Here is a 25,270-nt window from a genome sequence, read left to right as displayed (position 1 = left end):
AATATGAAAGTCATTTTTTCCGATGAAGTCTTCTTTAGGAATGCAGATAACCTTACTTGAAACCATGAAATTCTGAAGTCTCGGAAACTCTGGGTGACTTATTAAATGATATTTAACTTAAGCTTTTTGTTAGTTCTATTGTCCATAATTAGAAACTAAAATTCTATCTACTCTAGAAACTTTCAATACTTTTCCCAAACAAGTCTAGCCCTCAAATAGTATGTTTGTGTAAAGCTTTATATCAACTATGTTATTTGTACTTTCTCCTGCTAAAACCCTCGATTTCGAAACGCCTTGCAATGCCGAAAAGTCATACCCTCGTTTTCAGAAAGAAACGTTGGAACTGATTGGTGTGCTTAAGAAAAAGAGTCCTGAAGAAATTCAGGAATTGATGGATATCAGTGAGAATTTGGCGGAACTGAATGTGGATCGCTACAATAAGTTTAGAAAATCAAAAGACTCTAAAGCGGCCAAACAAGCGGTTTATGCCTTTAAAGGTGATGTATACATTGGCCTTGAGGCCGAAGAACTTTCAAATGAAGATATTCTTTACGCCCAAGAACATTTACGCATCCTTTCTGGTCTTTATGGTTTGCTTAGGCCTTTGGACTTAATTCAGCCTTACCGATTGGAAATGGGCACCCGCTTGGCCTTTGACGATTATACTACTTTGTATAATTATTGGGCCGATACTATTGCTAATCAAGTCAATCGTGATTTGAAAAAGCAAGGTGATAAAGTGCTCATCAATTTGGCTTCACAAGAGTATTTCAAAGCCATCGACAGACCAGCACTCAAAGCCAAGGTGGTTAACGTTGAGTTTAAGGACTTTAAAAACGGTGAATACAAAATCATTTCTTTCTTTGCTAAAAAGGCGAGGGGCATGATGGCACAATACATCATCAAAAACCGAATTAACGAAGTGGAGCTTTTAAAAGGCTTTGACTACGAAGGTTACTATTTTGATGAGGCGGGTTCAGACGAAAAGAACTTGCTGTTTAAAAGGGATTAGTTTAATAGATAGTGAAAGACCCAAAAACCATAGCCTCCCGTGATTTTTTGCCTGAACTTCAGTTTCAGACATCGAGAAGCTCTGGGCCTGGCGGTCAGAATGTAAACAAACTTGAAACCCGGGTAACCTTGCGCTTCAATGTTGAAAACTCTTATGTTTTTTCTGAAGAGGAAAAGGAGCTTTTACTTCAAAAATGGGCAAAGCTATTCACCAATGAAGGGGATATTCTGATAAGTTCCGAAGCGCATAGAACCCAGCTGCGGAATAAAGATGAAGTAATTACCAAGTTCAGAAAGGCGGTAGAGCAGGCCTTTACCAAGCCTAAACTGCGCAGAAAAACCAAGCCTTCTAAAGGAGCTATTCAAAAACGGCTCACAAGCAAAAAAAATCAATCCGAAAAAAAGGATATGCGCAAGCCGCCTAAGTACTAAAAAAGGCCTCGATATATATCGAGGCCTTTCAATTTCTATAAACTTAGTGGGAATTATTCTCCTCCGCCTTTTCTAGTTGGGTTTCTTGGCGTTGGCCAAGACATTGGCTGACCGTTTCTTGGGTTAATAGGCAATACACTTTGATCTCTTGGGAAGAACTCAGCATCTTCAGAAGCCATGTAAGTCATGATAGCAGTAAGAATTGCATTGTTTCTGATATCTTCGAATACTAATTTGTCATAAGTATCCTTGTTCGTGTGCCAAGTGTAAGAGCCATAATCCCAGCTAGTAGAACTCAAGCTAAATCCAGGAGCACCAGCAGCTAAGAAAGAAGCGTAATCAGAACCACCACCACTAGGAGTACCAGGGAAAGTAGTGTTAATTTCTCTTCTAATTGCACTAGGTACTGGAGCTAACCATCTGTTAATGAATTCATATGCGTGTAGGAAACCTTGTCCGCTAATGTTTACAACTCTACCTGTACCGTTATCTTGGTTGAAAGAGGCTTGAAGCCCTTTGATGATTTCTGGGTGATCTTGAACAAATGAACTAGAACCATTCAAACCTTGCTCTTCGCTACCCCAATGGCCTACTAGGATTGTTCTTTTTGGGTTAGGGTAAATTTTCTTCAAAATTCTCATGGCTTCCATCATTACTAATGTACCACTTCCGTTGTCAGTTGCTCCAGTTCCACCATCCCATGAATCGAAGTGTGCCGAAAGCAATACATATTCGTTAGGTAATTCAGAACCTTTAATTTCTGCTACTGTATTGAAAGTTGGCACCATGCCTAAATCTTTACCTGTAGTTTTTACAGTGATTTTTGGAGTATCACCGTGCTCAACCATTCTGAAAAGTGTTCCGTAATCTTCTAACCCTATATCCACAGTAGGGATTGTCTTTGTCGCAGCACCAAAAATTTTGTTAGCACCAAAACCTCTTGACCAGTTAGAAATCAAAATACCAGCTGCACCAGCTTCTTCTAAAGCGGCAGGCAAGGTACGAGACGTTAAGCCTGTGTTTCTTATTCTTTGTGACCAAGCTCTTGATTCTTCAGCTCTGTCTTTCTTCATGTTTTCAATAGAAAGCTCGGTGCCGTTTTTCTCCCAGTTATAATCAGGACGACCAGTAAACTGTGCCAAATCAATCATTACGAACTTACCTTTGATGCCTTTTAACCAAGTTTTGAACTCAGCTTCGTTAGCCACATTAGGGATTGCTACTACATCGCCAGTTACATCTTTTCCATTAGTTGAAGGACTCCATGCCAATTGCATAGCTTCTAAAGTTTTTACACGAGGAGAAATCATGTCAACGTGAGTAATTCCACGTTCCCAGCCTTTCCATTCGCCCCATTTCTCATTGCGGGCATCAATACCCCAGCTTTTGTAGGTTGCTACAGCCCAATCGTTGGCTGAATTCATTTGCGGAGTACCCACCAAACGAGGTCCGTTTTTGTCTAATAGCTCATAAGCCAATCTCTCTAATTGAGAATTGTCATTGGCCTCGGCTACGATTTTGTCTACAATGGCTTTAGTATCCTGAGCATAAGTATTGATACTCAAGCAGAACGCCAAAATCATAAATAATTTAAGTGCTTTTTTCATCTTGATAAATTTGGATTGTGGTCGAAGATATTAATCTATGTTAAACAGTGGCTTACCGATGGTGTAATCCTTCGTTAAAATTAACCTTCTATTTCTGGGCATAAACCTATTTCAGCGACTTGAATTTTTCCTGCACCACCTCTTGCACAGGTCTGTTTTCGATTTTACTTTTGAGCCAGGAAAGTATGTCTAAATAAAGGAAAGGACGCCTTTCATAAAGATTACTGTTCAACGCTTCCAAGCGATTATACAAAAGCAGAAACTCTTGTTTCAGTTCATCTGGCTTAATCTTACCTGTTTTTCTTAAAAAGTTGAAAATCTCTTTTTGAACAGCCTGTTGATCGTTCATTTTTCCAATAAAATGGAACGTAGACTTAATTTGATATTCCAAATGAAAATCCTGCCCGTCCTCAAAGTGTGCAATCAGGTTAAGGATTCTAGCAAAACAATGAATGTCTTCTCTTAGACTAATGTCTTTAAAGTAGATGATCTTGTTGAGGTAGAATATGGCCTTTCGGTTATTTCCGCTACCAAAATAAAGGGTCGCGATTTTGTAATAGAAAAGCAGTACACGTTCTGGGTCAATTTTATCTTCGTATTCACTCAGTTTTTTCAAAAGCTTCGGCACTATGTGCGTTCCTTCCTCAAAATTGCCTTCCATAAAGGCTTTGTTGATTTTAGAAATCCACAAAAACTTAAAAATTAACACCTCGGTATTCAGATCTTTTACAATGTCTGTGTTTTTAGAAAGCTCTTCTACTTCGTTCAATACTTCACAAAAAGCAGAGTAATATTGAAGCTGGAAAAGGGCAGTAAGTAGATTGCTATAACTCTTAATAAACAAAACAGGCTGTTTGGTGGCCATGTCTTGGTTTTGCTTGAACAAGTCCACCAAAGCCTTGGCGTGTTTGTAGGAGTTAGGAAAATTTTGAACAATGTTATTGTACCAAATCTGACATTGGTGAAAATACATTTGCTCGTAGAAACTCAGGTTGGCTGCATCCAACACAGGGAAATTTGCCTTAAAGTAGGTAGTAACCTCAATGAAATCTTCCTCGTTTTTAGCATAGCCTTTCTGAAGGAAAAGGCTGTAAAGGTTCAGCGACAAATTAGACAACTGATGGGTAGAAACCAGTAAGTCCGAAGTTTCATTCACTTCATTGGTCAATTGCTCTGCTCGGGTTTCAATACTTCGGGTAATGTATTGTGACTCAATCATTTTTTCGAACTCCAGAATTTCGAGCACCAAGGCATGATGTTTCGTGTCTCTGGCTTGGTTTTTCGCCTTGTCGAGTAATTTTAAGGCCTGTTTGTAAAATCCTTTGTTGTATAAAAGTTTGGCGTGATCTAGACTTTCGCGTAGCTGCATGTCCATATGGTGGCCCAAATGAAATTGCTTTAAGCTAGCTAAAATCTGCTTAAAAAGGTTGGCCTTTTGGTTGGACAGTTGTTCCTTTTTAATGCTTTTCACTTTGTCCAAAATAAGTTTGTCATCATAGTGTTTGATGCCGTCCATCGCATCAAAAAGTTTGACAAACTTTACGTCTTCTGAATTGCCGCTACGGTTAACAAACATCCTAAAATGCCGCTTCTCTGATTTCGTCAGCGATTTTATCAGCTCAAATAATGAATCCTGCTTCGGGTTAGCCATTGTATTTTATTCTTCTTAATGGATTGATATACAGGGATATAAAAATATAGAGTTCACTATAAAAATAGTAGAAACCCTAGCATCAGTTTTGGCCTCGCAGTAGGCGCCCACTAATTTTAATTAAGAATAAAAATGTGTTAAAAGAATAAAGTACAGAGCCCAAATAAACGATGGATAGACAGAAAATACAAATCTTTGATACGACATTACGCGATGGCGAGCAGGTGCCTGGCTGTAAGTTGAATACCAAAGAGAAGCTGGAAGTAGCAGAAAGATTAGAAGCCCTAGGCGTAGATGTAATTGAAGCTGGCTTCCCCATATCAAGCCCAGGCGATTTCGAATCTGTAGATGCTATTTCAAGATTGGTTAAAAACGCCACGGTTTGTGCCTTGAGTAGGGCTGTGGAAAAAGACATTATAACTGCCGCAGAAGCAGTTAAACATGCCGTTAAACCGAGAATCCATACGGGGATTGGAACCTCCGAATCACACATCAAATACAAGCTCAATACCACTAGAGACAAAATTGTAGAACGCGCAGTAGCTGCAGTGTCTTTGGCCAAAAAGTATGTAGAAGATGTGGAGTTTTATGCAGAAGATGCAGGAAGAACCGACAATGAATTTTTAGCTTATGTATGCGAGCAAGCCATAAAAGCTGGCGCAACAGTGGTGAACATTCCAGACACTACGGGTTATTGTTTGCCAAGTGAGTATGGCGAGAAGATTGCCTACCTCAAGTTCAATGTGAGAGGCATCGAAAATGTGACCATTTCCACCCATTGCCATAATGATTTGGGGATGGCTACAGCCAACTCAATTGCAGGAGTGATCAATGGCGCAACACAAGTTGAGTGTACAATTAACGGTATTGGTGAAAGGGCAGGAAATACGGCTTTAGAGGAAGTAGTGATGGTTTTACAGCAACACCCTTACCTTAGGAAAACCACAGGAATTGACACCAAACAACTGACAGCATTGTCCAAATATGTATCTGAAACCATGCGTGTTCCAGTGCAACCCAACAAGGCAATTGTAGGCGCGAATGCTTTTGCACACTCTTCAGGAATTCACCAAGATGGTGTGATTAAGCGAAGAGATACTTATGAAATTATCAACCCAAAAGATGTTGGGGTTGACCATTCTTCTATCATTCTTACTGCCCGAAGTGGAAGGGCAGCTTTGGCTTATAGAATGAAGAATATTGGTTATGAACTGACGCGCGATGAACTGGATGTAGTTTACGCTAACTTCCTTCAGGTGGCAGACAGTAAAAAAGAGGTCTTCGATGAAGATTTACATGAATTGTCGGACTTAAAATACCAAATGGCGGTTTAGTATGGGAAAGACACTTTTTGACAAAGTTTGGGACGCCCATGTGGTGAAACAAATCGATGGTGGAATTGATGTATTGTACATCGATCGACACTTGATCCATGAGGTCACCAGCCCTCAAGCATTTTCGGAACTGGAAACAAGGAAGCTACCGCTTTTCCGCAAAGAGAAAATGGTGGCCACGCCAGACCATAATATCCCTACCAAGGACCAGCATTTACCAATCAAAGACACCCTTTCTAAGCATCAGGTAGATCGCTTACTTGAAAACTGCGCCAAATATGATGTAGAACTTTATGGTTTAGGGCATCCGTTTCAGGGCATTGTGCATGTAATCGGGCCAGAGTTGGGCATTACCCTGCCGGGAAGAACCATGGTCTGTGGCGATTCGCATACTTCGACCCACGGAGCTTTTGGAGCAATTGCTTTTGGCATTGGCACCAGCCAAGTTGCCCAGGTAATGGCGACACAGTGTTTGTTGCAGTCGAAACCCAAAACCATGCGAATCACCATTGAAGGAGCATTGAACAAAGGCGTTTTGGCCAAAGACATTATCCTCCACATTATTGCTGAATTGACAGCTGCTGGAGGTACAGGTTACTTTATTGAGTATGCAGGTGCTGCCATTCGTTCGCTTTCTATGGAAGCCCGAATGACCATTTGCAATATGAGTATTGAAATGGGAGCGAGGGGTGGAATGATCGCGCCTGACGAAACTACTTTCGATTACATTGAAGGAAGAGAATTTGCGCCTAAGGGTGAAGCACTTGAACAAGCGGTGGCTTATTGGAAAACCCTTCATTCGGATTCAGACGCTATTTTCGATCAAGAATACCATTTTGATGCAGCTGACATTGAGCCGATGATTACTTACGGTACCAATCCGGGCATGGGCATTAAAATCAAAGGCAACATTCCAGAGAAATTAGCGGCTTCCAGTCAAGACAGTTTCCGCAAATCTTTAGACTACATGGGTTTCCTTCCGGGCGAATCGCTGATGGGCAAAGAAATTAACCATGTGTTTATTGGCAGTTGTACCAATTCTAGAATCGAGGACTTAAGAATTGTGGCCGACTATGTGAAAGGCAAGAAAAAAGCAGCACACGTTCAGGCCATGATTGTTCCGGGCTCTAAACAAGTGGAAAAACAAGCCATTGCCGAAGGTTTGGATATCGTATTGAAAGAAGCAGGTTTTGAGCTTCGCGAACCGGGTTGCTCTGCCTGTTTGGGCATGAACGATGACAAGGTTCCTGCGGGCGCTTATTGTGTTTCCACTTCGAACCGAAACTTTGAAGGACGACAAGGCCCCGGTTCCAGAACCTTATTGGCAAGTCCGTTGGTGGCTGCGGTAACCGCGGTGCAAGGTAAAATTGTTGACATTACTGAATTCTTGAATTGAGATGGAGAAAGTTGTAAAAGTACTCAGTAGGGCGGTTCCATTGCCCAATGAAGATATCGATACGGATCAAATCATACCGGCCCGTTTTCTAAAAGCCACATCCCGAGAAGGTTTTGGAGAGAACCTTTTCAGGGATTGGCGATATAATGCCGACAATAGCCCCAAAGAAAGTTTTGTGCTGAATAATTCCACCTATGGGGGGAGTGTTCTCGTGGCAGGGAAAAACTTTGGTTGCGGTTCTTCTAGAGAACATGCGGCATGGGCGCTTTATGATTATGGTTTTAGAGTGGTGGTTTCAAGTTTTTTTGCCGATATTTTTAAAGGCAATGCACTGAATAACGGCTTGTTACCTGTTCAAGTGTCCGAACATTTCCTTCAGGAATTACTGGAAACCTTAAAATTGATACCCGATACTGAAGTAGAAGTGGATTTGGTAAATCAATCGATCACTTTCAATGGATTTGAAGAGTCGTTTGAAGTGAATTCATATAAAAAGGAATGCCTAATTAATGGCTATGACGACATTGATTATTTAGTAAGTATTAAGAACGAAATAGAAGCCTTCGAAAAGCAGGCAATAACAATATAATGGGAGTGAAGAAGAAAATAGGAGTGTTGCCGGGTGACGGCATAGGCCCAGAAGTGGTGGCAGAAGGAATCAAAGTGCTCGATGCTATTGCATCGCGTTTTGGTCACAAGTTTACTTATGAATACGCTTTGGTGGGCGCAGCTGCCATTGACGAAACAGGCAATCCGTTGCCCGATGAAACTTTAGCGGTTTGTAAGCGATCAGATGCCTTTTTGTTTGGTGCCATCGGTCATCCAAAATATGACAATGACCCTTCGGCCAAAGTAAGGCCAGAGCAGGGTTTGCTTAAGCTAAGAAAGGAACTTGGGCTTTTTGCAAATATCCGACCTGTAACGGCTTATGACAGCCTTTTGCACATGTCGCCACTGAAAGTAGACCGCATTATGGGGGTGGACTTTGTGGTGTACAGAGAACTGACTGGCGGGATTTATTTTGGCGAAAAAGGAAGAACAGAAGACACCGCTTACGACAACTGTACTTATTCTTATGCAGAAATTGAGCGTATCGCACATTTGGCGTTTAAGGCCGCCCAAAACCGGAAGAAGAAACTGACTTTGATTGACAAGGCCAACGTACTGGAAACTTCCCGCTTATGGAGAGAGAAAGTAACCGCCATGGCCAAGGAATATCCTGATGTAACGCTGGACTGCATGTTTGTGGACAATGCCGCCATGCAAATGATTCAGAACCCAAAGCAGTTTGATGTGGTACTCACCGAAAACATGTTTGGCGACATTATTTCTGATGAAGCCTCCGTTATTGGTGGTTCAATGGGCTTATTGCCCTCTGCTTCGGTAGGAAATAAAACAGCCATGTTCGAACCTATACATGGTTCATACCCACAGGCGACAGGCCAGAATATCGCCAACCCAATTGCGACCATTTTATCTGTAGCCATGCTGTTGGACCATCTGAATTTAATCGATGAAGCCATAGAAGTGAGGCAAGCGGTAAATGCTTCGCTGCGCAATGGAATGGTAACACAAGATCTATCAAAAGGCCAAGGCTTTGGCACCGACAGGGTGGGTGACTTTATTGTCAACCATATTTTAGACGGTGAAGCCTCTGGTTCTCAAAATAACATTCAGGTCGGTCTCAGCACGATCATCTGAGTTTGTTCAAATTAGTTTGTTAATTAGCGAAAGCCCAACTCCCAGGAGTTGGGCTTTTAGTTTATGCGCTATTTTCTTTCTCCTTAAAAAAAGCGCCCATCTGTAAAGCCTAATTCCCAAGTCTTCTTATTTTTGCGGTTGTTAAAACCTAGGGCAGCTTTTGATATCAATTTTTAGGCTTTGGGTGGAATTAAGCATTTGAAATTATGGGAAGAGCATTTGAATTTCGTAAGGGTAGAAAAATGAAGAGATGGGGCATGATGTCCCGCGTGTTTCCAAAACTAGCTAAAGCCATCACTATGGCCGCTAAAGAAGGCGGTGGCGACCCTCATATGAATTCCTCATTGCGTACGGCCATCCAGAATGCCAAGGCGCAAAACATGCCTAAAGACAACATCGATTCGGCCATCAAAAGGGCGACAAGCAAAGATGTTGAGGCTTATATAGAAATGAACTACGAAGGCAAAGGCCCTCATGGTGTTTTGGTTTTTGTAGAATGCGCTACCGATAATATGAACCGTACAGTAGCCAACGTAAAGTCATATTTCAATAAAGCGGGTGGGGCAGTAGTGCCTAATGGTTCTTTAGAATTTATGTTCCACAGAAAATCTGTATTCGAGTTTTTGAAAACTGATGACATGGATTTGGAAGAATTGGAATTCGAATTTATTGATGCAGGGCTCGAAGAAATTGAAGAATACCCAACGGAAGAAGACGAAGATCAAATGATGGTGGCCATTTATGGTGATTACACCAACTTTGGTCAGTTGCAAAAGGCTTTGGAAGAAAAAGGAATCGATATTAAAAGCGCCAGCTTAAAGCGTTTCCCAACCACTCCGGTAGAGTTTACCGAAGAGCAAATGGAAGAAATCGACAAGTTGATTGATAAGATTGACGAAGACGATGATGTTCAAGGGGTATATACCAATGTTGGTTAAGCCCAGAACCGTCATGCTGAGTTACCGATCCTAGAGAAAACGTTCCGAAGTCTCGGTAGCATTCGTCTGTTAACATACAAAAACTCCAACTACTGTAAAGTGGTTGGAGTTTTTGGTTTATATGCCTATTGTAATAGAAATGGTTTTTACGAAATGATAATATGGACTTGAGGCAAGTCGGTTTCACTATAACTGTTGATCTGGTACTCTATGGTGGAATTTGATAGAGGTACATAGCTCATGATTTGGCCTGCAGTTAAGTGCTTACTGATTTTTTCTACATTATTTTGAAAAATAACGAAGTGGGCGGTTCCAGTAGCTGATTGGGATAGTTTCATGCTGATACTTTTGAGACTATCGAATTTACCAGTAAATAGTGACCTCTCTGTTGAAGTATCCTTTGCCAATCGGGCATAAAGCTCAAGAATTCTCATAAAAATGTATTTAGTTGGTTTTCTAGTTTTAGGCTTTTCGGATTGCCTAGACCCTAACCTTGATCTATTCAGGCTCAATGTCTATTCAAATTTGAATGATTGTAATAGTGAATTGTTACCCTAAAAGGGTGGTTGTTACCCATACCTATAAAGAGGTATCGGAGAATTTGATACTGTCGCAGGTCCTACGATTCATCTGTCCTTTGGCAGAACCTGTGACTCACTATTGGACCGAGGACTCTGTCCGTATCATTTCATCCGTTTCCTAATTCCTTGACCAAATAGTATTTTTCTCTCCCCACTTCTCCACAGTCGGTTTACCATTTTCATAAATAGGTTGTAGATTGATGCATTCAAAAACACTCAAGATTATGCATCAATTTTTTCAAGCCCCATGGCCTAAATCACTCAAGTCTTTTTTGGTCCTTTTCGCCTTTGTTTTTGCCAATACAAGCATGGCGCAAAACGGACAGCTTAAACCACTTACCGTTGCCGATTATGGCCAATGGGAAAGCCTCGGTTTCAGCAGTACTTTTTCAGACGATGGCAACTGGTTCTTTTACGACATCAGAAGAAACAATGATAAGAATGAGGTCAGGCTTCATCATTTAACCGATAACGCATTAAAAGTGCTTCCCGAAGGAAGCAGAGCGCAGTTTTCGGCCAATAGCCAGTGGTTGGGCTATTTTATTAACCCCACAGCCGAAGCCCGCGAGAAAAGTAAAAAGCCTTTGCGCAGCCAATTCCGCTTATTGAGCTTAAATGGAGGCGACAGCCTTAGGGTAGAAGATGTGAACGCCTTTTCCTTTAGCGATGACAGCCAGTTTTTGGCGATGAAGCATTATACCGCTTCGGGCAAGAAGAGCGATGGCGCAGACTTGATTGTTAGAAACCTTAAAACGGGCAAAGTATTTAATTTCGGTAACGTGTCGGACTTTGCTTGGCAAGAAAACGGAAGCCTTTTGGCCATGACTATCGATGCCGATGGTAAAGCTGGAAATGGTGTTCAATTGTTCGATGCCAAAACCAAAATTTTACAAGTGTTGGACAGTAAAGAGGCCGTTTATACGGGCTTAAACTGGAGAGAAGAAAGCGATGATTTGGCTGTTTTCCGTTCTTTTAAAAACGAAGATTATGAAGACAGCACTCAGCATATTTTGGCTTGGCAAAAACTGACCACAAAAGCACCTGTGGCTTTGGTCTTCGATCAACAAAGCATAAGCGGTTTTCCTGCAGACAATCGGGTAGTAAATAATCGTTCGCTCACTTGGTCAAAAAATGGGCAATCTATTTTCTTCGAAATTAAAGCATGGGAGAAGAAACCTGTGAAGGCTGAGGCCAAAGAAGATGAAGAAAAGAAGGACAGTCAAGATTTAACAGATGAGGCGCCCGCCTTACAGATTTGGCACAGTACAGATGTGCAGGTAATTCCAGAACAAGAGCAATTGGCCAGAAGAAGGAGGGAAGACCAATACCTCTCGGTTTGGCATTTGTCCAATAATAAGTTCGTGCAACTCGCAAATGATTTGACGGAGTCGGTGCGGTTGCAAACGGATGCTACCATCCTGATTGGCTCTGATGCCACGCCTTATGAGAAAGAAGCCATGTTTGGTCGTGGAAATATAGACGCCTACACCGTGGACATCATGACCGGAGCGCGTGAGAAGATCCTGACCAAAGTCAATTACATCTATGCAGTGAGCGCTGATGCACAGTTTGTGCCTTATGTAGAAGGAAAGGATGTGTTTGTTTACAATATCAAAACCAAGTCGAAGAAAGTGCTTTCTGAAGGTTTGGATGCTTCATTTGTAAATCAAGATGACGATCATCCCACCCCAGACAAAAGGCCTTATGGTTTTGTGGCTTGGGAAAAGAAGGGTGCTTCATTCTTTGTGCATTCTAAATTCGATTTGTGGCAGCTCTATACCAATGGTTCAAAACCAAGAAAAATCACGGATGGAAAAGCCGAGCAAATGCGCTCTAGATATGCCTATATCGACTTTGAAGATTATATCGATGAAAAAGAAGCCATGTATGTGAGTCTTTTTGGTACATGGAGTAAAAAGTCGGGCTATGGCATGGTAACGCCAGGTAAAAACCCAAAACAACTCATTTGGCAAGATGCCCGTGTAGGGCGTTTGAACAAAGCCGAAAATGCGGAGCGTTATGCCTATACCATCGAAAGCTTTAGTGATTCCCCAGATTACTTTGTCGGTTCAGCTGCATTGACGGATGCCAAGCAGGTTTCAAATACCAATCCATTCCAAAGTGAATACCAGTGGGGAAGAAATGAATTGGTACAATACACCAATGCCAATGGGCAAGAACTTCAAGGTTCTCTTTTCTATCCTGCCAATTATGAGCCAGGCAAGAAATATCCAATGATCACTTACATCTATGAATTGCTTTCAGATGGGCTCCATTCTTATGTGGTGCCTTCTCAGCGCAGCTATTATAATAACAGCGTATTTACTCAAGAAGGCTATTTTGTGCTGATGCCCGATATCCTTTTCGATGCAGGCGACCCGGGTATTTCTTCTGTAAGAACGATGGAAGCTGCCGTGAAAACTGTGGTGGACATGGGGATAGTGGATGAAAAGAGAGTAGGCCTGATTGGTCATTCATGGGGCGGTTATCAAGCGGGTTATGCCGTTACCCAAACCGATATTTTTGCGGCCAGCGTAGCGGGGGCAGGGCTCACCAACCTGACCAGTATGTATGGCATGATTGCTTGGGCCTTTGGCGGAGCACCAGAAAATGAGCATTTCGAAGTAAGTCAAGAGCGAATGGAAGTAGCTCCTTATATGGATGTAAACCGTTATATCCGAAACTCTTCTGTTTTCAATGTAGAAAAACTGAATACGCCATTGCTCTTCGAAGTAGGAGATAACGACCAGAATGTAGATTGGCGACAAGGCATTGAGTATTATAATGCTGCGCGAAGGGCTGGAAAGCAATTTGTGTTGCTCGTATATGCGAATGAAGGTCATGGTTTGGGGCAGGACAAGAACAGGTCTGATTATCAGATGAGGATTCTGAAATGGTTTGGGCATTACCTCAAAGGCGAGCCAATTGAACCCTGGATTCAGCAAGGAATACCTTACGAAACCCAGATGAAAAACCTTAAGAACTGGAAAAAGTAAAACATTCAAAACCCTCCTTTAGAGGGTTTTTTCTTTTAGTCCCCTATGAATTGCTATGCGATTAAGTAATCAGTGAGATTGCTTCACGTCTACTCAACTGTCGCAGGTTCTCTGAACCTGTGACTTATTATGGGTTTGAGGACTCTGTCCGTATTGTTTGACCCTTTTTCGATCTTATGATTCTCTTTGCGCTCCTCAGCGCCCTTTGCGGTTAGATCCCCGTTTTCGTAGTTATTTTCATTTTGGCACGCTTTTGGAAAAGTACCCTTGTACAACCAAATAAAACTCAAAATGAAAAAAGCATTACTCGGTCTCAGCCTACTCTTACTAATGTCCAGTTGCGATGTTATTTATGTAGAAGAAGCTCCTATTGATTCAAGAAACCTTTTTACTGGTCGGTATGAGGTAGAAGAATACAGCGAAACTTATGATGAACTCACCCTATACGATATGCGCGTTTTAAAAGATGCCGACCCGTATAGTAGTGTGATCTACCTAAGAAATTTTTACGGAGCAGATATTGAAATATATGCCAATGTTTATGGTGACCAATTAAGAATCCCTCGTCAAACGGTGAACGGTTACCTCATTAAAGGTGTTGGACATATAGAGTATAGTGACATCGTGCTCACCTACTCTGTAGAAGACTTAAGAAGTAACAGCTACATTGATTTCTGTAATACTGTAGCCTATCAAAGATAAATTGTTGTTTTGAGATAGACCGGGGCCGGCTTTCCTTTTGGGAGTCGGCTCTTTTTTTGACTATACCTACAGATTTATCTCTGGATTCAGATTGCTAGTCCTTTGTAATTCAAGGCGTTCACGAAAATTAGTGGCCTGAAACCATGAAAAGGCCCTTTGTTAGATTCTTAATCGCCAACTACCAAATAACCAGCCAATCACACCGCTAATCCAAAATGATATAGTTACCTTTGCGGCTCATTTAACAAAGAATTATTGAATAATTTTAGCAAACTAGGACTTTCTCAATCCATAATTGAAGTTCTTGATCAACTGGGGTTCGATACTCCAACCCCTGTACAAGAAAAGTCGATACCAATGCTGTTGCAAAACGACCCAACAGACTTTATTGGATTGGCTCAGACGGGTACAGGTAAGACAGCTGCATTCGGACTTCCATTGATTGATTTGATCGATTTGGAAGATCCTACAACTCAAGCCATTGTAATGGCTCCAACACGTGAACTAGGGCAACAAACAGCGCAACAACTGGTAAGTTTTGCGAAAAATAATAGAGCCCTTAATATTGAAGTGGTTTATGGTGGTGCGCCCATCATGGGCCAAATTAAGGCGCTAAAGAGACCAACGCAAATTATTGTAGCAACACCGGGCCGATTGATCGATTTGATCAAAAGGAAAGCGGTGAAATTAGAGAATGTGAAATATGTCGTGCTCGATGAAGCAGATGAAATGCTCAACATGGGCTTTAAAGAAGACATAGATGAAATTCTTTCTTATACGCTAGAAGATAGAGTGACATGGCTTTTCTCGGCTACAATGCCGAAAGAGATCAGAAGAATTGTAAGCAAGTACATGGACAACCCATTGGAGGTTGCGGTAAACACAGAGCAAAAGAGTAATGTAGACATCTCACATAAATATGTGATTACAAAGGCGTCTAATAAATTGCCAGCTCTAAAGCGATTCTTAGACATTCAGCCGGACATGCGAGGCATTATGTTTTGTCGTACTAAACGCGAAACACAAGAGATTGCAGATGAATTAGGCCAAATGGGCTACGGAGTAGAGGCACTGCACGGTGACCTTTCTCAAGCACAAAGAGATGCGGTAATGAAACGTTTTAAAACACGTTCAATGCAATTGCTTATTGCTACTGATGTAGCGGCAAGAGGTATAGATGTGAACGATTTAACGCACGTGCTTCATCATTCTGTTCCAGATCAATTGGAAAGCTATACGCACCGAAGTGGTAGAACAGGTAGGGCAGGGAACAAAGGAACTTCATTGATTTTCATTAATCCAAGGGAGACCCGAAAAATCACTGACATCGAAAGAAGAATCAAAGTAAAATTTGAGAAGATCGAAGTACCTACTTTAGAGGCGATGAAGTCAAGCAGAATTAACAGCTGGGCGAATTTAATCATCAACACGAAAGTAGACGACCAAGCTGATAGTATTTTGGAATCGGTGAGTGAGCGTTTCAGTGATTTAACTAAAGAAGATATTCTTAGACGTTTGATCACAACTCAACTGGATCATGTAATGACACCAGATGAGGATTCTAACTTGAACGATACCCAAGGTGGTGGTTCTACTTCGAACCGTGAGAGAACTGGATTCAATCGTTACTTTATCAATGTAGGTTCTATCGATGGGATGACCAATGCTGATATTGTCCATTTCTTGGCCGATGAATCAGGAGTGGATAGGAAATACTTTGGTGATTTATCGCTTCAGAAGAACTGTTCATACTTCGATGTAGACAGCACACAAGACAAAGGTTTCGGTGAAAGCTTTGAAGGGAAAGAAGTGAATGGTAGAAGCATCCGTGTCAACAGAGATGATGACGGGAGACCAAGACAAAGAAGAGACTTCAGCAAAGGCGGAAGTGGTAGTGGAAGCTATGGTGGAGGCGGGAGCAGCTACGGTGGTGGAGGCGGAGGCCGCAGTAAACGTCCTGACCGCAGTAAGCGTCCTGACCGTGATAAAGGAAGACCAAAAAGAAGAAGATTGTAGTCTTCTACAACTAGATATTGAAAACCTGCCATTAAATGGCAGGTTTTTTTATGGTTTGCAAATTGTTTTTGTGGTGTTCAAATTCAAAAAGGCCTGTTAATCAGTGGATTCGAAAATTTAATTCACCGTTTAAACAAGCTTGAGCGAAATATTTGGCTATTTCTTTGCCGATTAATAAAAAAGATATAAAAGACCAACTAATTGCGTATCTTTGCCACTGTAAAAGTTAATAAGCCTCCTCGATTATCTCTTTGTTTACATCTAGATTAATTTAAATTCGGTTTTTTTACATCACAAATTAGACCTTTTCGGCTTACGGCCGTTATAAGATAAAAAATAGGATTTGGCCCTATAAAAACATGGATTTGAGTGCCACTTTAGTTTACACTAACTCAGACCCGCTTTAATAACAATGATTAATTAATAATGCAAGGAACAGTAAAATTTTTCAATGAAACCAAAGGTTTTGGATTCATTACTCCATCAGACTCAAGCAGCGACATTTTCGTACACGTTTCAGGTCTAGTTGACGAAATTCGTGAAAACGATAAAGTTGAATATGAAGTAGAAAGAGGCAAAAAAGGATTGAACGCAGTTAACGTAACTGTAATCGATTAATCTCTTTTATACCTAATTAAGAAAGACAAATTATATACTTAGAATGGTTTTGGTGTTAAGCCAAACCACTGAAAAGCCTCAGGGTAATTCAATCTCTAGTATGTGATTTGTTTTTTTATGCCCTTTAGTGGCTATTAACTAAGGCCTAATCTTATGATGACTGTTGAATAGCATAAGGATTACAATAAAGCCAATTCCCGTTAAGGCTGGGGGAAGCATTGAATTGATTACACCCAAGTAAATCATTATCAGGGCAATTACTGCGAGTACTATTTGTAAAGCTCTTTTCATTAGTCTGCATTTATGTATTACAATTTCTGTTGTAATCTTTCTTTCTCAATAACTAACCTCTCAGCCAATTTTAAGTTCCAAAAAGCTTTAATGATAAGATTTAAGCTAGGTTCATCTTCTGCTCAAGTTGGAGTATATTTTGCGTAAATTGCCGATTAAGTCAGAAGCCTTTCCAATAAGAGCTTTTCGTACCAAAACAAAGGGCAGTAAAACCCTTTGAGCAACAACATTTATATGAAATTCGAAGAATACCGCATTGCCGATGGCATTAAAACCAGTATTGAAAAGCTGGGTTATAAAAAACCAACCGATATTCAGTACAAATCTATTCCCCCAATCTTAAAGGGAGAAGATGTATTGGCCATTGCCCAGACAGGTACAGGGAAAACAGCGGCTTTTGCCATCCCAATTCTACATATTCTTCAGGAAAGGAAGCTGGGAAGTCGCCCGGATGGCGTAAAATGCTTGGTAATGGCGCCTACCCACGAGCTGGCCCTACAAATTGAGCAGACTTTCAAAACCTTAGGTAAGCATACCCGAGTGGTGACTTATTGTATTCACGGTGGGGTAGACCAAGAGCCACAGATCAAGCAATTGGAAAAAGGAGTAGATATATTGATTGCCACGCCAGGTAGAATGTTTGATTTGGTAAGTCAAGGGGCTTTAAATTTAAAGCGTGTTGAAATCTTGGTATTGGATGAAGCCGATCATATGCTCGATTTGGGCTTTATCAAAGACATTCGAGATTTGATGAAGCATTTGCCAAAGAAGCGTCAAACGCTCTTCTTCTCGGCTACCATTAATGAAGAAATTAAGGACTTAGCCTATTCACTGGTCACCCGCGCTATTCGAATTCAGATTTCACCAAAAGACCCCGTTGCCAAGAATATTGAGCACGCCATTGCCTTTATTGAAATGGACGATAAGCGTTTCTTTTTAGAGCGATTTATCAAACAACACGAAGACCAAAAGATTCTCGTTTTTGTGCGGACCAAGGTGAGGGCAGAAAGGGTGAAGAAAGCCATGGAGCGCGTGGATATTCTCTCCGATACTATCCATAGTGATAGAGAACAAAAGGAAAGAAAATCTGTGATGCAAGGCTTTAGGTCAGGTGACTTAAAGATACTGATTGCCACTGATGTAAGTGCTAGAGGAATTGATATTCCGAATGTAGAATATGTGATCAATTACGATATGCCAGAGACGGGTGAGAACTATGTTCACCGTGTGGGAAGAACGGGTCGTGGTTCGCAAAAAGGGCAGGCGCTTTCGTTTTGTGCCGAAGAAGAAAAACCAGTTTTGGCCGAAATTGAAGAGAACTTGGGCAAACCAATTCAGCGCATGGAAGTGACCAATGACGATTACCAATACACTTTGGATATATCGGATGCGAAGGCCAACAACTGGCAGCAGTTGATCAAGGATGCGGACAAAGAAAAGGCTGAATTTGAGGCCAAAAGATCGAAAAGAAGAAAGAAACGCTAATTGAACATTAGTACAACAGAATTGAAGAACGCTTAAGCTCATGCAGAACAAGAATCAGATCAAATGTCCTAATTGTGGTACCAGTATCGATGTGCAAGATATTCTCTCTCATCAGCTAGAAGATGAGATCAAGCAGAAGTATCAGGCACAGTTGGCGCAAGAAAAACAGCGGTATCAATCTGAAGTTGAAACGCTGAATAAGGCCAAAGATGAGTTTGAGCTGAAGAAGAAAGAAGCCAATGAGATGTTCAAAGAGCGCGTGGATAAGCAATTACGCGAAGACCGCAAGGTCATGGAGGAGAAGTTAAAGCAACAACTCAAAGCAGAGCAATCGGATCAATTTGACACTCTCCAAAAAGAACTGAATGAGAAATCAGAGCAGATTAAAGAGCTTAATCGCACAAAAGCAGAAATAGAGAAGCTAAAACGCGAGAAATCGGAACTGAAAGAAATCGCTGAAGCCGAAGCTCAAAAGAACCTCAATGCCACATTAATTTCTGAGAAAGAGAAAATCAGAAAGTCGGAGGAAGAGAAAAATGAAATGCGTTTCAAAGAAATGCAAAAGCAGCTGGAAGATCAAAAGAAGCTCACCGAAGAAATGAAGCGCAAGCAGGAGCAGGGCTCTATGCAGCTGCAAGGGGAGGTTCAAGAATTGGCCATTGAAGAATGGTTGATGGGGCAATTTCCTTTAGACACGATTGAAGAAATTAAGAAAGGCGCAAGGGGAGGCGATTGTATTCAAGTAGTGAATACCCGTGCTCATCAGAATTGCGGCACCATATATTACGAAAGTAAGCGTACCAAAGACTTTCAGCCCAGCTGGATTGAGAAATTCAAAGCCGATATCCGTGAAAGAGGCGCCAATATTGGCGTTCTAGTCACCGAGGTAATGCCATCCGATATGGATCGCATGGGCTTGAGAGACGGCATTTGGATTTGTAATTATGACGAGTTCAAAGGGCTTTGTGCCGTGATTCGCGAATCCATTGTGCAGCTGAGTATGGCGGTCAGCTCTCAGGAGAACAAAGGCGATAAAATGCACATGCTTTATGATTTCCTTACCAGCAATACCTTTCGCATGCAAGTAGAAGCCATTGTAGAAGGCTTTACGGCCATGAAAACCGGCTTGGACAGCGAGAAAAGAGCCATGCAAAGGATTTGGAAAGAGCGTGAAAAGCAAATCGACAAGGTGATTACCAACACGGTAGATATGTATGGTTCAATCAAAGGCATTGCGGGCAACGCCATTCAGTCGGTGAAGGCTTTAGAGTTACCAGGAGAAGGAGAAGACCAAGAACAACTGGAGCTATAAAGAATTAGTCTGTCTCGACCTAAATGGGATAGAGAAAATGAATTCTTGACGCAATGCGTCAAGAATTGAACATATTCCCATTAAAAAAGGCTACCTGATTACTCAAGTAGTCTTTTGCTTTATTACTGAAATGGTTTGAATTACCCTTTAGTCAACTGCACGTTCAAGTGAAGTTTAACGTTGTCGCCTACCACAACACCACCAGCTTCTGTCACCATGCTCCAGGTTAAGCCAAAATCTTTGCGGTTGATGTTTCCAGTAATCTCGAAACCAGCCTTGGTTTGTCCGTAACCGTCTACCATTACGCCACCGTGCTCTACTGATAATTCAACTTGCTTAGTGGTGTCTTTGATGGTCAAGTCACCTACTAATTTGTAATCATCACCTGATTTGTGCTTCAATACACCTTTAAAAGTCATGTTCTCATGATTTTCTGAATCGAAGAACTCAGCGCTTTTGAGGTGTGCGTCACGATCGGCTACATTGGTGTCAACGCTAGCCGTAGCAATGCTGAATGAAGCGTCCGCTCCGTTAAAATCGTCTCCTTCTGTTTCTAATCCGCCTTCAAAGCTTTTGAAAGCTCCTGTTACAGTTGAGATCACTAAATGTTTTACTTTGAATTGAACCTCACTGTGTGTAGGGTCAATTTTCCATGTGGTTTTTGTTAAAGTTTCCATATTCTTAATTGTTTTTATGTTCACGTTCAAGGGATAAACTACATGTATGTACATATAGTTCATTCATGCCTAAACTTTTATTGGGCTAACTTTTTTGCCAGCATTAGAAGAATATTTCTTTGGTGCAACTAGCTTCCTTCATATATTGAAAATATTTACAACCTTCCAATTAGATTCGATGAGTGAAGTATTGACCTATTCATATCGATATTCTTCTGAATTGAGAAAAGGAGCCAAAGAAGATGAGCTTTTTATGTCTCAATACAGTGAAGTCCAAAAGGGTAATCAGAGTTGCTTCTTTTGGGGGAAGCTTACAGAACCCTATACCTTATCTAGGTGTCTAATTACCTTAAACAACATTGTCCAATCGAGTTTTAATCTGTCACCCTTTGAACGCTCCTTAATGAAGGATCCAATAGTCACAGCTGGGAATGACACAATTCGATTTGAAGGTTTTTCTCACTGTGCAGGAGTATATGCAAGAGTAGATGTGCTTCCAGGCGGTCATGATGGAGAATTTTTGGAGAATGGCACAACGAATGTTGATTTCAATCAGCCTATGATTAATGCGCTCAGTGGGTTAAGGAAAGCAGATAATGTGGTTTTGTCTGTTGGTCAAAAATCTGTGGGTTTACACCAAAAAGGAGGTAGCGTTGTTGAGAGAAAAGTTCCACTGCCAGTAAAGTGGATTAAAGGTTTGACTACCGTACAAATATATATGGCTCAAGCCGAACAGGCTTATGTTTTGAGTAAAATGCAATGCCTTCATTTATTTAGAACTCTACCCAAAGGAACTGTTAAAACAGATTATTATTTAGTTGAACGTGGTGGTAAATTCTTGTTTTCACCTGTCAAGAGCAACTCTGCCATTTTGATTGGCGGAGTTCATCGATTACGACTGCTAGAACCTTTAATTCCATTGCTGGATCAAATGAAAGTTTATCCTCATAAGGAAATGCAGTCGACCACTTGGCAATTGTATTTTGGTAATTTGGTGTTTTCTTTCTCCATTTCAAGAGATCATTGGAGAGGGTTTTCAGGAGAAGGGGCGGCTTTAGAATCGTTGATCGAGGATGTGCCTGAAGACTTTATTGAGGCTATGGAGAAATTTAGTTACGCCAATCAATCCTTCAATGCAACACTTTTTTCAGTAGATCATGGTATCGACTTAAATAAAGTGGATAACCTAACAAGTAGGCTTTCAGCTATGGGGCTATTGGGTTTTGATTTGGATGGGAATGAGTTCTTTTACAGGCGTCTTCCTTATAAACTGAATAGAATTTTAAGTTTAAACCCTCGCTTGAAAGAGGCGATTAAACTATTGGAAAATAACAAAGTAGAAATAGTTTCCAATGATGGAAGTAGAGTGGAAGCCAAAGTGGTAGGCACTGGTGTTCATCATGTGGTAATTATCGAAGAGGCTTCAGCGCGATGTACTTGTACATGGTATGCGCAAAATCAAGGTGAAAGGGGGCCTTGTAAACATATTTTAGCAGTAAAAAAGAAGACTTTATAACAGTATATATGAGTGTCGTAGAGGAGTTTGACCAAATTGTTAAATATGAAAGAGAGCATGATTTAATCTCTTTTTTATCAAGCTTATCCAAGGAGAACAAAGTATCCATTGTCAATTCCAAAAAGGACTTTCAGCACTACTGGGAATATAGCTGGAAAGAAAGCACCCATGCTGGTCATGTGATTAGAAGCTCAGATGAGCCAAAAGGAACTGATAAACAAAAGGAAATTTTGGCTCTCGCCATGTTTGTTTGCGATAACCTCAAGGGTTTTACTAATGAATGGAGCAACTCAAGGTTTATTTCCAAATCAAATTTGGATAAAATTCTACCTTGGTATATTCCTTCTTGGTTCGATAAATTTATTAATGAGATCACAAGGGATGGTTGGACAGTTTACCAACTCGACTACTTTGATCTAGTTTATCTTGAATCAAAAGGGTATTGTAAGCTCAGTACGGAGATTATAGTTAACAAGATCCCACAGGCCATTTATTTACTAGACGAGCGTAAACGATATTACAAACCAGAACGACTTTTAGACTTACCAATTACATTAGAAAACCACATCTGGCTACTTTTTGAGAATGAATCTGGTATTCATTGGAGTGATACATATGTATCATATGAGAACCATAGTGAAGGGTACACATGGCAAAAGGCTTTTCAATTTTGTTTGGATAAGGGTAGAATCGATAGAAAGATGCTTTTGAAGTCTGCTTTGTTAGCGACCAATCGAAACTTCAATAAAAACAGTAGTGGATGGTTTGCGGGATTATTCATTTTTTTGAACCCTTCTAAAGAAGAACTATTTGAATTGAACCCTGAGTTACTTTCAGTTCTCAATTCACCACATAGTAAAGTTGTCAATATGGCTTTAAAGTTTGTAAAGCTAATAGTGGCTTCGCCAAATTATGACCATTTAGAATTCGTTGAGAATGCCTCTTTTTTACTGACATCTCAAACTAAATCGGTAGCAGCTTCAGTGATGATGATCTTTGATAAGATTGCTACTAAACGAGAGGATTTGAGAACTCGGGTGTGTCTAGCGAGTTGTCAAGTATTTATTCAGCAAGATCCAGATCTTCAACTGAGGGCTGCTAAACTGATTGACAAGCATGCATCTGAATGTTTTCAAAATATTCAAGAAGAGTTGGATATATATGGCAATGAATTGATGTTCGATGCCAAAAAGATATTAGAAAGGTTTGTGCGGGTTGCAGATCCAGAGCTAGATAGTTCAGAGGTCATTGATACTAATGCGTCAGGACAGCCTATCAATAGTTTGATATCAATACCTCATATTGATTCTTTTGAAGATTTGGTTTATTTGGCGAGCCAAGCCTTCGACAATAATGAGCCATTTCATTTTGATATGCTGCCAATGGCCCTCCTGAAGTTCAGGGAAGAGTCATTTATCCATAGTGAGTTGCTTGAGCCTGCATTTCAAAGGGCATTTAAGACACTGACCAACGATTGGAATTCAAGGATTGGTTTTCTTGATCATCTTTTGGCTGTGTTCTTCATTAATTTTGGTCAGATAGTACTTAAAGACACAAAGGGAAATAATGGCTCTTTAGCCCAGATGTACCTTAGTTATATTAAGAAGGACAAGCAGCTTGCGAGAGACTCTGAATGGTATAGCCCGCGAATTATTAATATTGGTGATTGGAATGCTTCTGATAACTCTCCGGCTTACTTTCTTTTTAAGAAAAAGCTTCAGTATGTTTTAAACAAGCTTGAAGTTAACGATTCGACACCTCTCCTAAGTACACCAACACATCTCCCTTGTTGGGTGGATCCAATGGTTTTAATTGATAGAATAAAATACTATCAAGAGAGAAGTATTAAGGTTGATGAGAATGATTTACAAATGGCTTTAGCGAGATGTTTATTAAGTGTTGAGAATGTTCAAGATTATGCCTTAAAGCAGCTGTCAGGTGAGATGCTAAGTTTGGTTTGTTATCTTTTTGGCGATGGCTTAGGAAACACCTCGAATTTAAATTACCCAAGGGCATGGCAAGTAGCTGCTCTCACAAGAAAGGGTGATGTTTCTATTGAGAACTTAGCGTTTTTCAGGACAGATTTAAAATATTATGTAGAATCGTATGAATGGCAGGTTAGGGTAACCAGCCAAAAAGGTCAGCAGTGGGATTCTAGCATTAGTAAAATGATGCCATATACTTATGACCAAAAGAATTTAAGGTTAAATCGATTTTACTACGAGGGAAGAAAAACCTGGAAGTCTATTCTATTAAATGCCACAAAGTTAAAATCGAGCACATTTGATGGCTATCCCTACTATACATGCTTTGAATTGAAACCTACTTGGATGTCTTCGGAGGCAAATGATGTCTTTAGACTTTTCTCAGCAATACCTAATAACCCTGAGCACTTTCTGATTTCACTTATGAGCAGACTTTACCGTTGGCCAACAATGTCAGGTGAAGGGGATAAACGTGTGGCTATTCGAACTCTTGAATTCGCTTTAAATACTATGGAATACTACCCTAAGGCATTTTATGACTTTCTGGGTATGTCTTTTCTTGCTAGTGATAAGACCGTTAGATCGATTGCTGGTGAGATATGGATTGTGGCCGTTAATAGGGGGCAGATAGACAATGTATGGATAGGTAAGGCAATTGCTAAAATGATGCATTTGGATTTTACACCCATGAAGCGTTTTTTAGATGAGGCCCAAACATTATATATCGTTTCTTCATCCCATAAAAATAAAATGAATGAACTTCTGGTGTCCTGTGTAAAAGAGTTACCAGATGATCCAATTAGAAATCTAAAGGCCTTATTGATGCTGTTAATTGAAACTGTTGAGCCTAATAGTAGCTTCTGTAAAGATGTTCAGATGATTAATAAACTTGAGGCCTGGAAAAAGGTAAAAAGTCTTTCTCCCACGATTAATAAAATTTTGATGTTATGACCCGTTTAAAGTTGCCCTTGCTTAGTTTAGGGTAACTGTCTCAATAAAACCCATTCCTTTAAAAAAAGCA

General features: G+C 40.7%; 20 protein-coding genes. 15 read left to right on the top strand and 5 right to left on the bottom strand.

Going from position 1 to position 25,270, the window contains the following annotated elements:
* The first annotated feature begins 247 nt into the window (after window positions 1–247).
* Both yaaA and arfB read left to right on the top strand, forming a co-directional pair.
* Window positions 248–1,012 (top strand): peroxide stress protein YaaA, encoded by a 765-nt coding sequence (gene yaaA, locus VOI17_RS05405; RefSeq protein WP_323756222.1) that lies wholly within the window; start codon window positions 248–250, stop codon window positions 1,010–1,012.
* Between the two features lie 11 nt (window positions 1,013–1,023).
* Complete coding sequence (gene arfB, locus VOI17_RS05400; protein ID WP_323756221.1) at window positions 1,024–1,443, top strand: alternative ribosome rescue aminoacyl-tRNA hydrolase ArfB; 420 nt, start codon at window positions 1,024–1,026, stop codon at window positions 1,441–1,443.
* A gap of 53 nt (window positions 1,444–1,496) precedes the next feature.
* On the opposite strand, the gene VOI17_RS05395 is transcribed toward arfB, so the two are convergent.
* Together VOI17_RS05395 and VOI17_RS05390 are read right to left on the bottom strand one after the other, a co-directional pair.
* Window positions 1,497–3,050, bottom strand: a complete 1,554-nt coding sequence (locus tag VOI17_RS05395) for a M20/M25/M40 family metallo-hydrolase (RefSeq protein WP_323756220.1) — start codon at window positions 3,048–3,050, stop codon at window positions 1,497–1,499.
* 106 nt (window positions 3,051–3,156) lie between these two features.
* A complete protein-coding gene (locus VOI17_RS05390; protein WP_323756219.1) occupies window positions 3,157–4,701 on the bottom strand; it encodes a hypothetical protein in 1,545 nt (514 codons plus the stop codon).
* A 170-nt stretch (window positions 4,702–4,871) separates the two neighbouring features.
* On the opposite strand from VOI17_RS05390, the gene VOI17_RS05385 reads away from it, so the two are divergent.
* The 5 genes from VOI17_RS05385 to VOI17_RS05365 all read left to right on the top strand — a co-directional run bounded on the left by VOI17_RS05385 (window position 4,872) and on the right by VOI17_RS05365 (window position 10,070).
* Complete coding sequence (locus tag VOI17_RS05385) at window positions 4,872–6,035, top strand: 2-isopropylmalate synthase (RefSeq protein ID WP_323756218.1); 1,164 nt, start codon at window positions 4,872–4,874, stop codon at window positions 6,033–6,035.
* 1 nt (window position 6,036) lies between these two features.
* Complete coding sequence (gene leuC, locus VOI17_RS05380) at window positions 6,037–7,431, top strand: 3-isopropylmalate dehydratase large subunit (RefSeq protein ID WP_323756217.1); 1,395 nt, start codon at window positions 6,037–6,039, stop codon at window positions 7,429–7,431.
* 1 nt (window position 7,432) lies between these two features.
* Complete coding sequence (gene leuD / locus VOI17_RS05375) at window positions 7,433–8,020, top strand: 3-isopropylmalate dehydratase small subunit (protein ID WP_323756216.1); 588 nt, start codon at window positions 7,433–7,435, stop codon at window positions 8,018–8,020.
* Between the two features lie 5 nt (window positions 8,021–8,025).
* Window positions 8,026–9,132 (top strand): 3-isopropylmalate dehydrogenase, encoded by a 1,107-nt coding sequence (gene leuB, locus VOI17_RS05370; protein WP_323756215.1) that lies wholly within the window; start codon window positions 8,026–8,028, stop codon window positions 9,130–9,132.
* 206 nt (window positions 9,133–9,338) lie between these two features.
* A complete protein-coding gene (locus VOI17_RS05365; RefSeq protein ID WP_068417852.1) occupies window positions 9,339–10,070 on the top strand; it encodes a YebC/PmpR family DNA-binding transcriptional regulator in 732 nt (243 codons plus the stop codon).
* A gap of 146 nt (window positions 10,071–10,216) precedes the next feature.
* Here VOI17_RS05365 and VOI17_RS05360 read toward each other — a convergent pair whose 3' ends face one another.
* The gene (locus VOI17_RS05360; RefSeq protein WP_323756214.1) at window positions 10,217–10,504 is read right to left on the bottom strand and encodes a hypothetical protein; all 288 of its coding nucleotides are present in this window, start codon (window positions 10,502–10,504) and stop codon (window positions 10,217–10,219) included.
* A 371-nt stretch (window positions 10,505–10,875) separates the two neighbouring features.
* Here VOI17_RS05360 and VOI17_RS05355 point away from each other — a divergent pair, with 371 nt between their 5' ends.
* From VOI17_RS05355 to VOI17_RS05340, 4 genes are all read left to right on the top strand, one after another.
* Window positions 10,876–13,647, top strand: coding sequence for an alpha/beta hydrolase family protein (locus VOI17_RS05355; RefSeq protein WP_323756213.1), 2,772 nt, complete (start codon window positions 10,876–10,878; stop codon window positions 13,645–13,647).
* 291 nt (window positions 13,648–13,938) lie between these two features.
* Window positions 13,939–14,349, top strand: coding sequence for a hypothetical protein (locus tag VOI17_RS05350; protein WP_323756212.1), 411 nt, complete (start codon window positions 13,939–13,941; stop codon window positions 14,347–14,349).
* A 255-nt stretch (window positions 14,350–14,604) separates the two neighbouring features.
* Window positions 14,605–16,365 carry a DEAD/DEAH box helicase gene (locus tag VOI17_RS05345; RefSeq protein ID WP_323756211.1) on the top strand — a complete coding sequence of 587 codons (1,761 nt, stop codon included), beginning with the start codon at window positions 14,605–14,607 and terminating at the stop codon, window positions 16,363–16,365.
* Window positions 16,366–16,788: 423 nt separating this feature from the next.
* Window positions 16,789–16,983, top strand: coding sequence for a cold-shock protein (locus VOI17_RS05340; protein WP_053224098.1), 195 nt, complete (start codon window positions 16,789–16,791; stop codon window positions 16,981–16,983).
* A 138-nt stretch (window positions 16,984–17,121) separates the two neighbouring features.
* Here the strand turns inward: VOI17_RS05340 and VOI17_RS05335 are convergent, their stop codons facing one another.
* A complete protein-coding gene (locus VOI17_RS05335) occupies window positions 17,122–17,274 on the bottom strand; it encodes a hypothetical protein (RefSeq protein WP_323756210.1) in 153 nt (50 codons plus the stop codon).
* Window positions 17,275–17,508: 234 nt separating this feature from the next.
* Between VOI17_RS05335 and VOI17_RS05330 the strand changes: the two genes are divergently transcribed.
* Together VOI17_RS05330 and VOI17_RS05325 are read left to right on the top strand one after the other, a co-directional pair.
* A complete protein-coding gene (locus VOI17_RS05330; RefSeq protein WP_323756209.1) occupies window positions 17,509–18,759 on the top strand; it encodes a DEAD/DEAH box helicase in 1,251 nt (416 codons plus the stop codon).
* Between the two features lie 40 nt (window positions 18,760–18,799).
* Window positions 18,800–20,071, top strand: coding sequence for a DUF2130 domain-containing protein (locus VOI17_RS05325; RefSeq protein ID WP_323756208.1), 1,272 nt, complete (start codon window positions 18,800–18,802; stop codon window positions 20,069–20,071).
* Between the two features lie 140 nt (window positions 20,072–20,211).
* On the opposite strand, the gene VOI17_RS05320 is transcribed toward VOI17_RS05325, so the two are convergent.
* A complete protein-coding gene (locus VOI17_RS05320) occupies window positions 20,212–20,748 on the bottom strand; it encodes a YceI family protein (protein WP_323756207.1) in 537 nt (178 codons plus the stop codon).
* Window positions 20,749–20,926: 178 nt separating this feature from the next.
* On the opposite strand from VOI17_RS05320, the gene VOI17_RS05315 reads away from it, so the two are divergent.
* A complete protein-coding gene (locus VOI17_RS05315) occupies window positions 20,927–22,264 on the top strand; it encodes an SWIM zinc finger family protein (protein ID WP_323756206.1) in 1,338 nt (445 codons plus the stop codon).
* A gap of 8 nt (window positions 22,265–22,272) precedes the next feature.
* The gene (locus VOI17_RS05310; RefSeq protein ID WP_323756205.1) at window positions 22,273–25,200 is read left to right on the top strand and encodes a DUF6493 family protein; all 2,928 of its coding nucleotides are present in this window, start codon (window positions 22,273–22,275) and stop codon (window positions 25,198–25,200) included.
* The last annotated feature ends 70 nt before the right edge of the window (window positions 25,201–25,270 follow it).

The organism is Roseivirga sp., assembly GCF_034669765.1.
Taxonomy (GTDB): Bacteria; Bacteroidota; Bacteroidia; order Cytophagales; family Cyclobacteriaceae; genus Roseivirga.
Note: the sequence above shows the minus strand (reverse complement) of the source record. Positions and strands in the feature narration are given on the sequence as shown.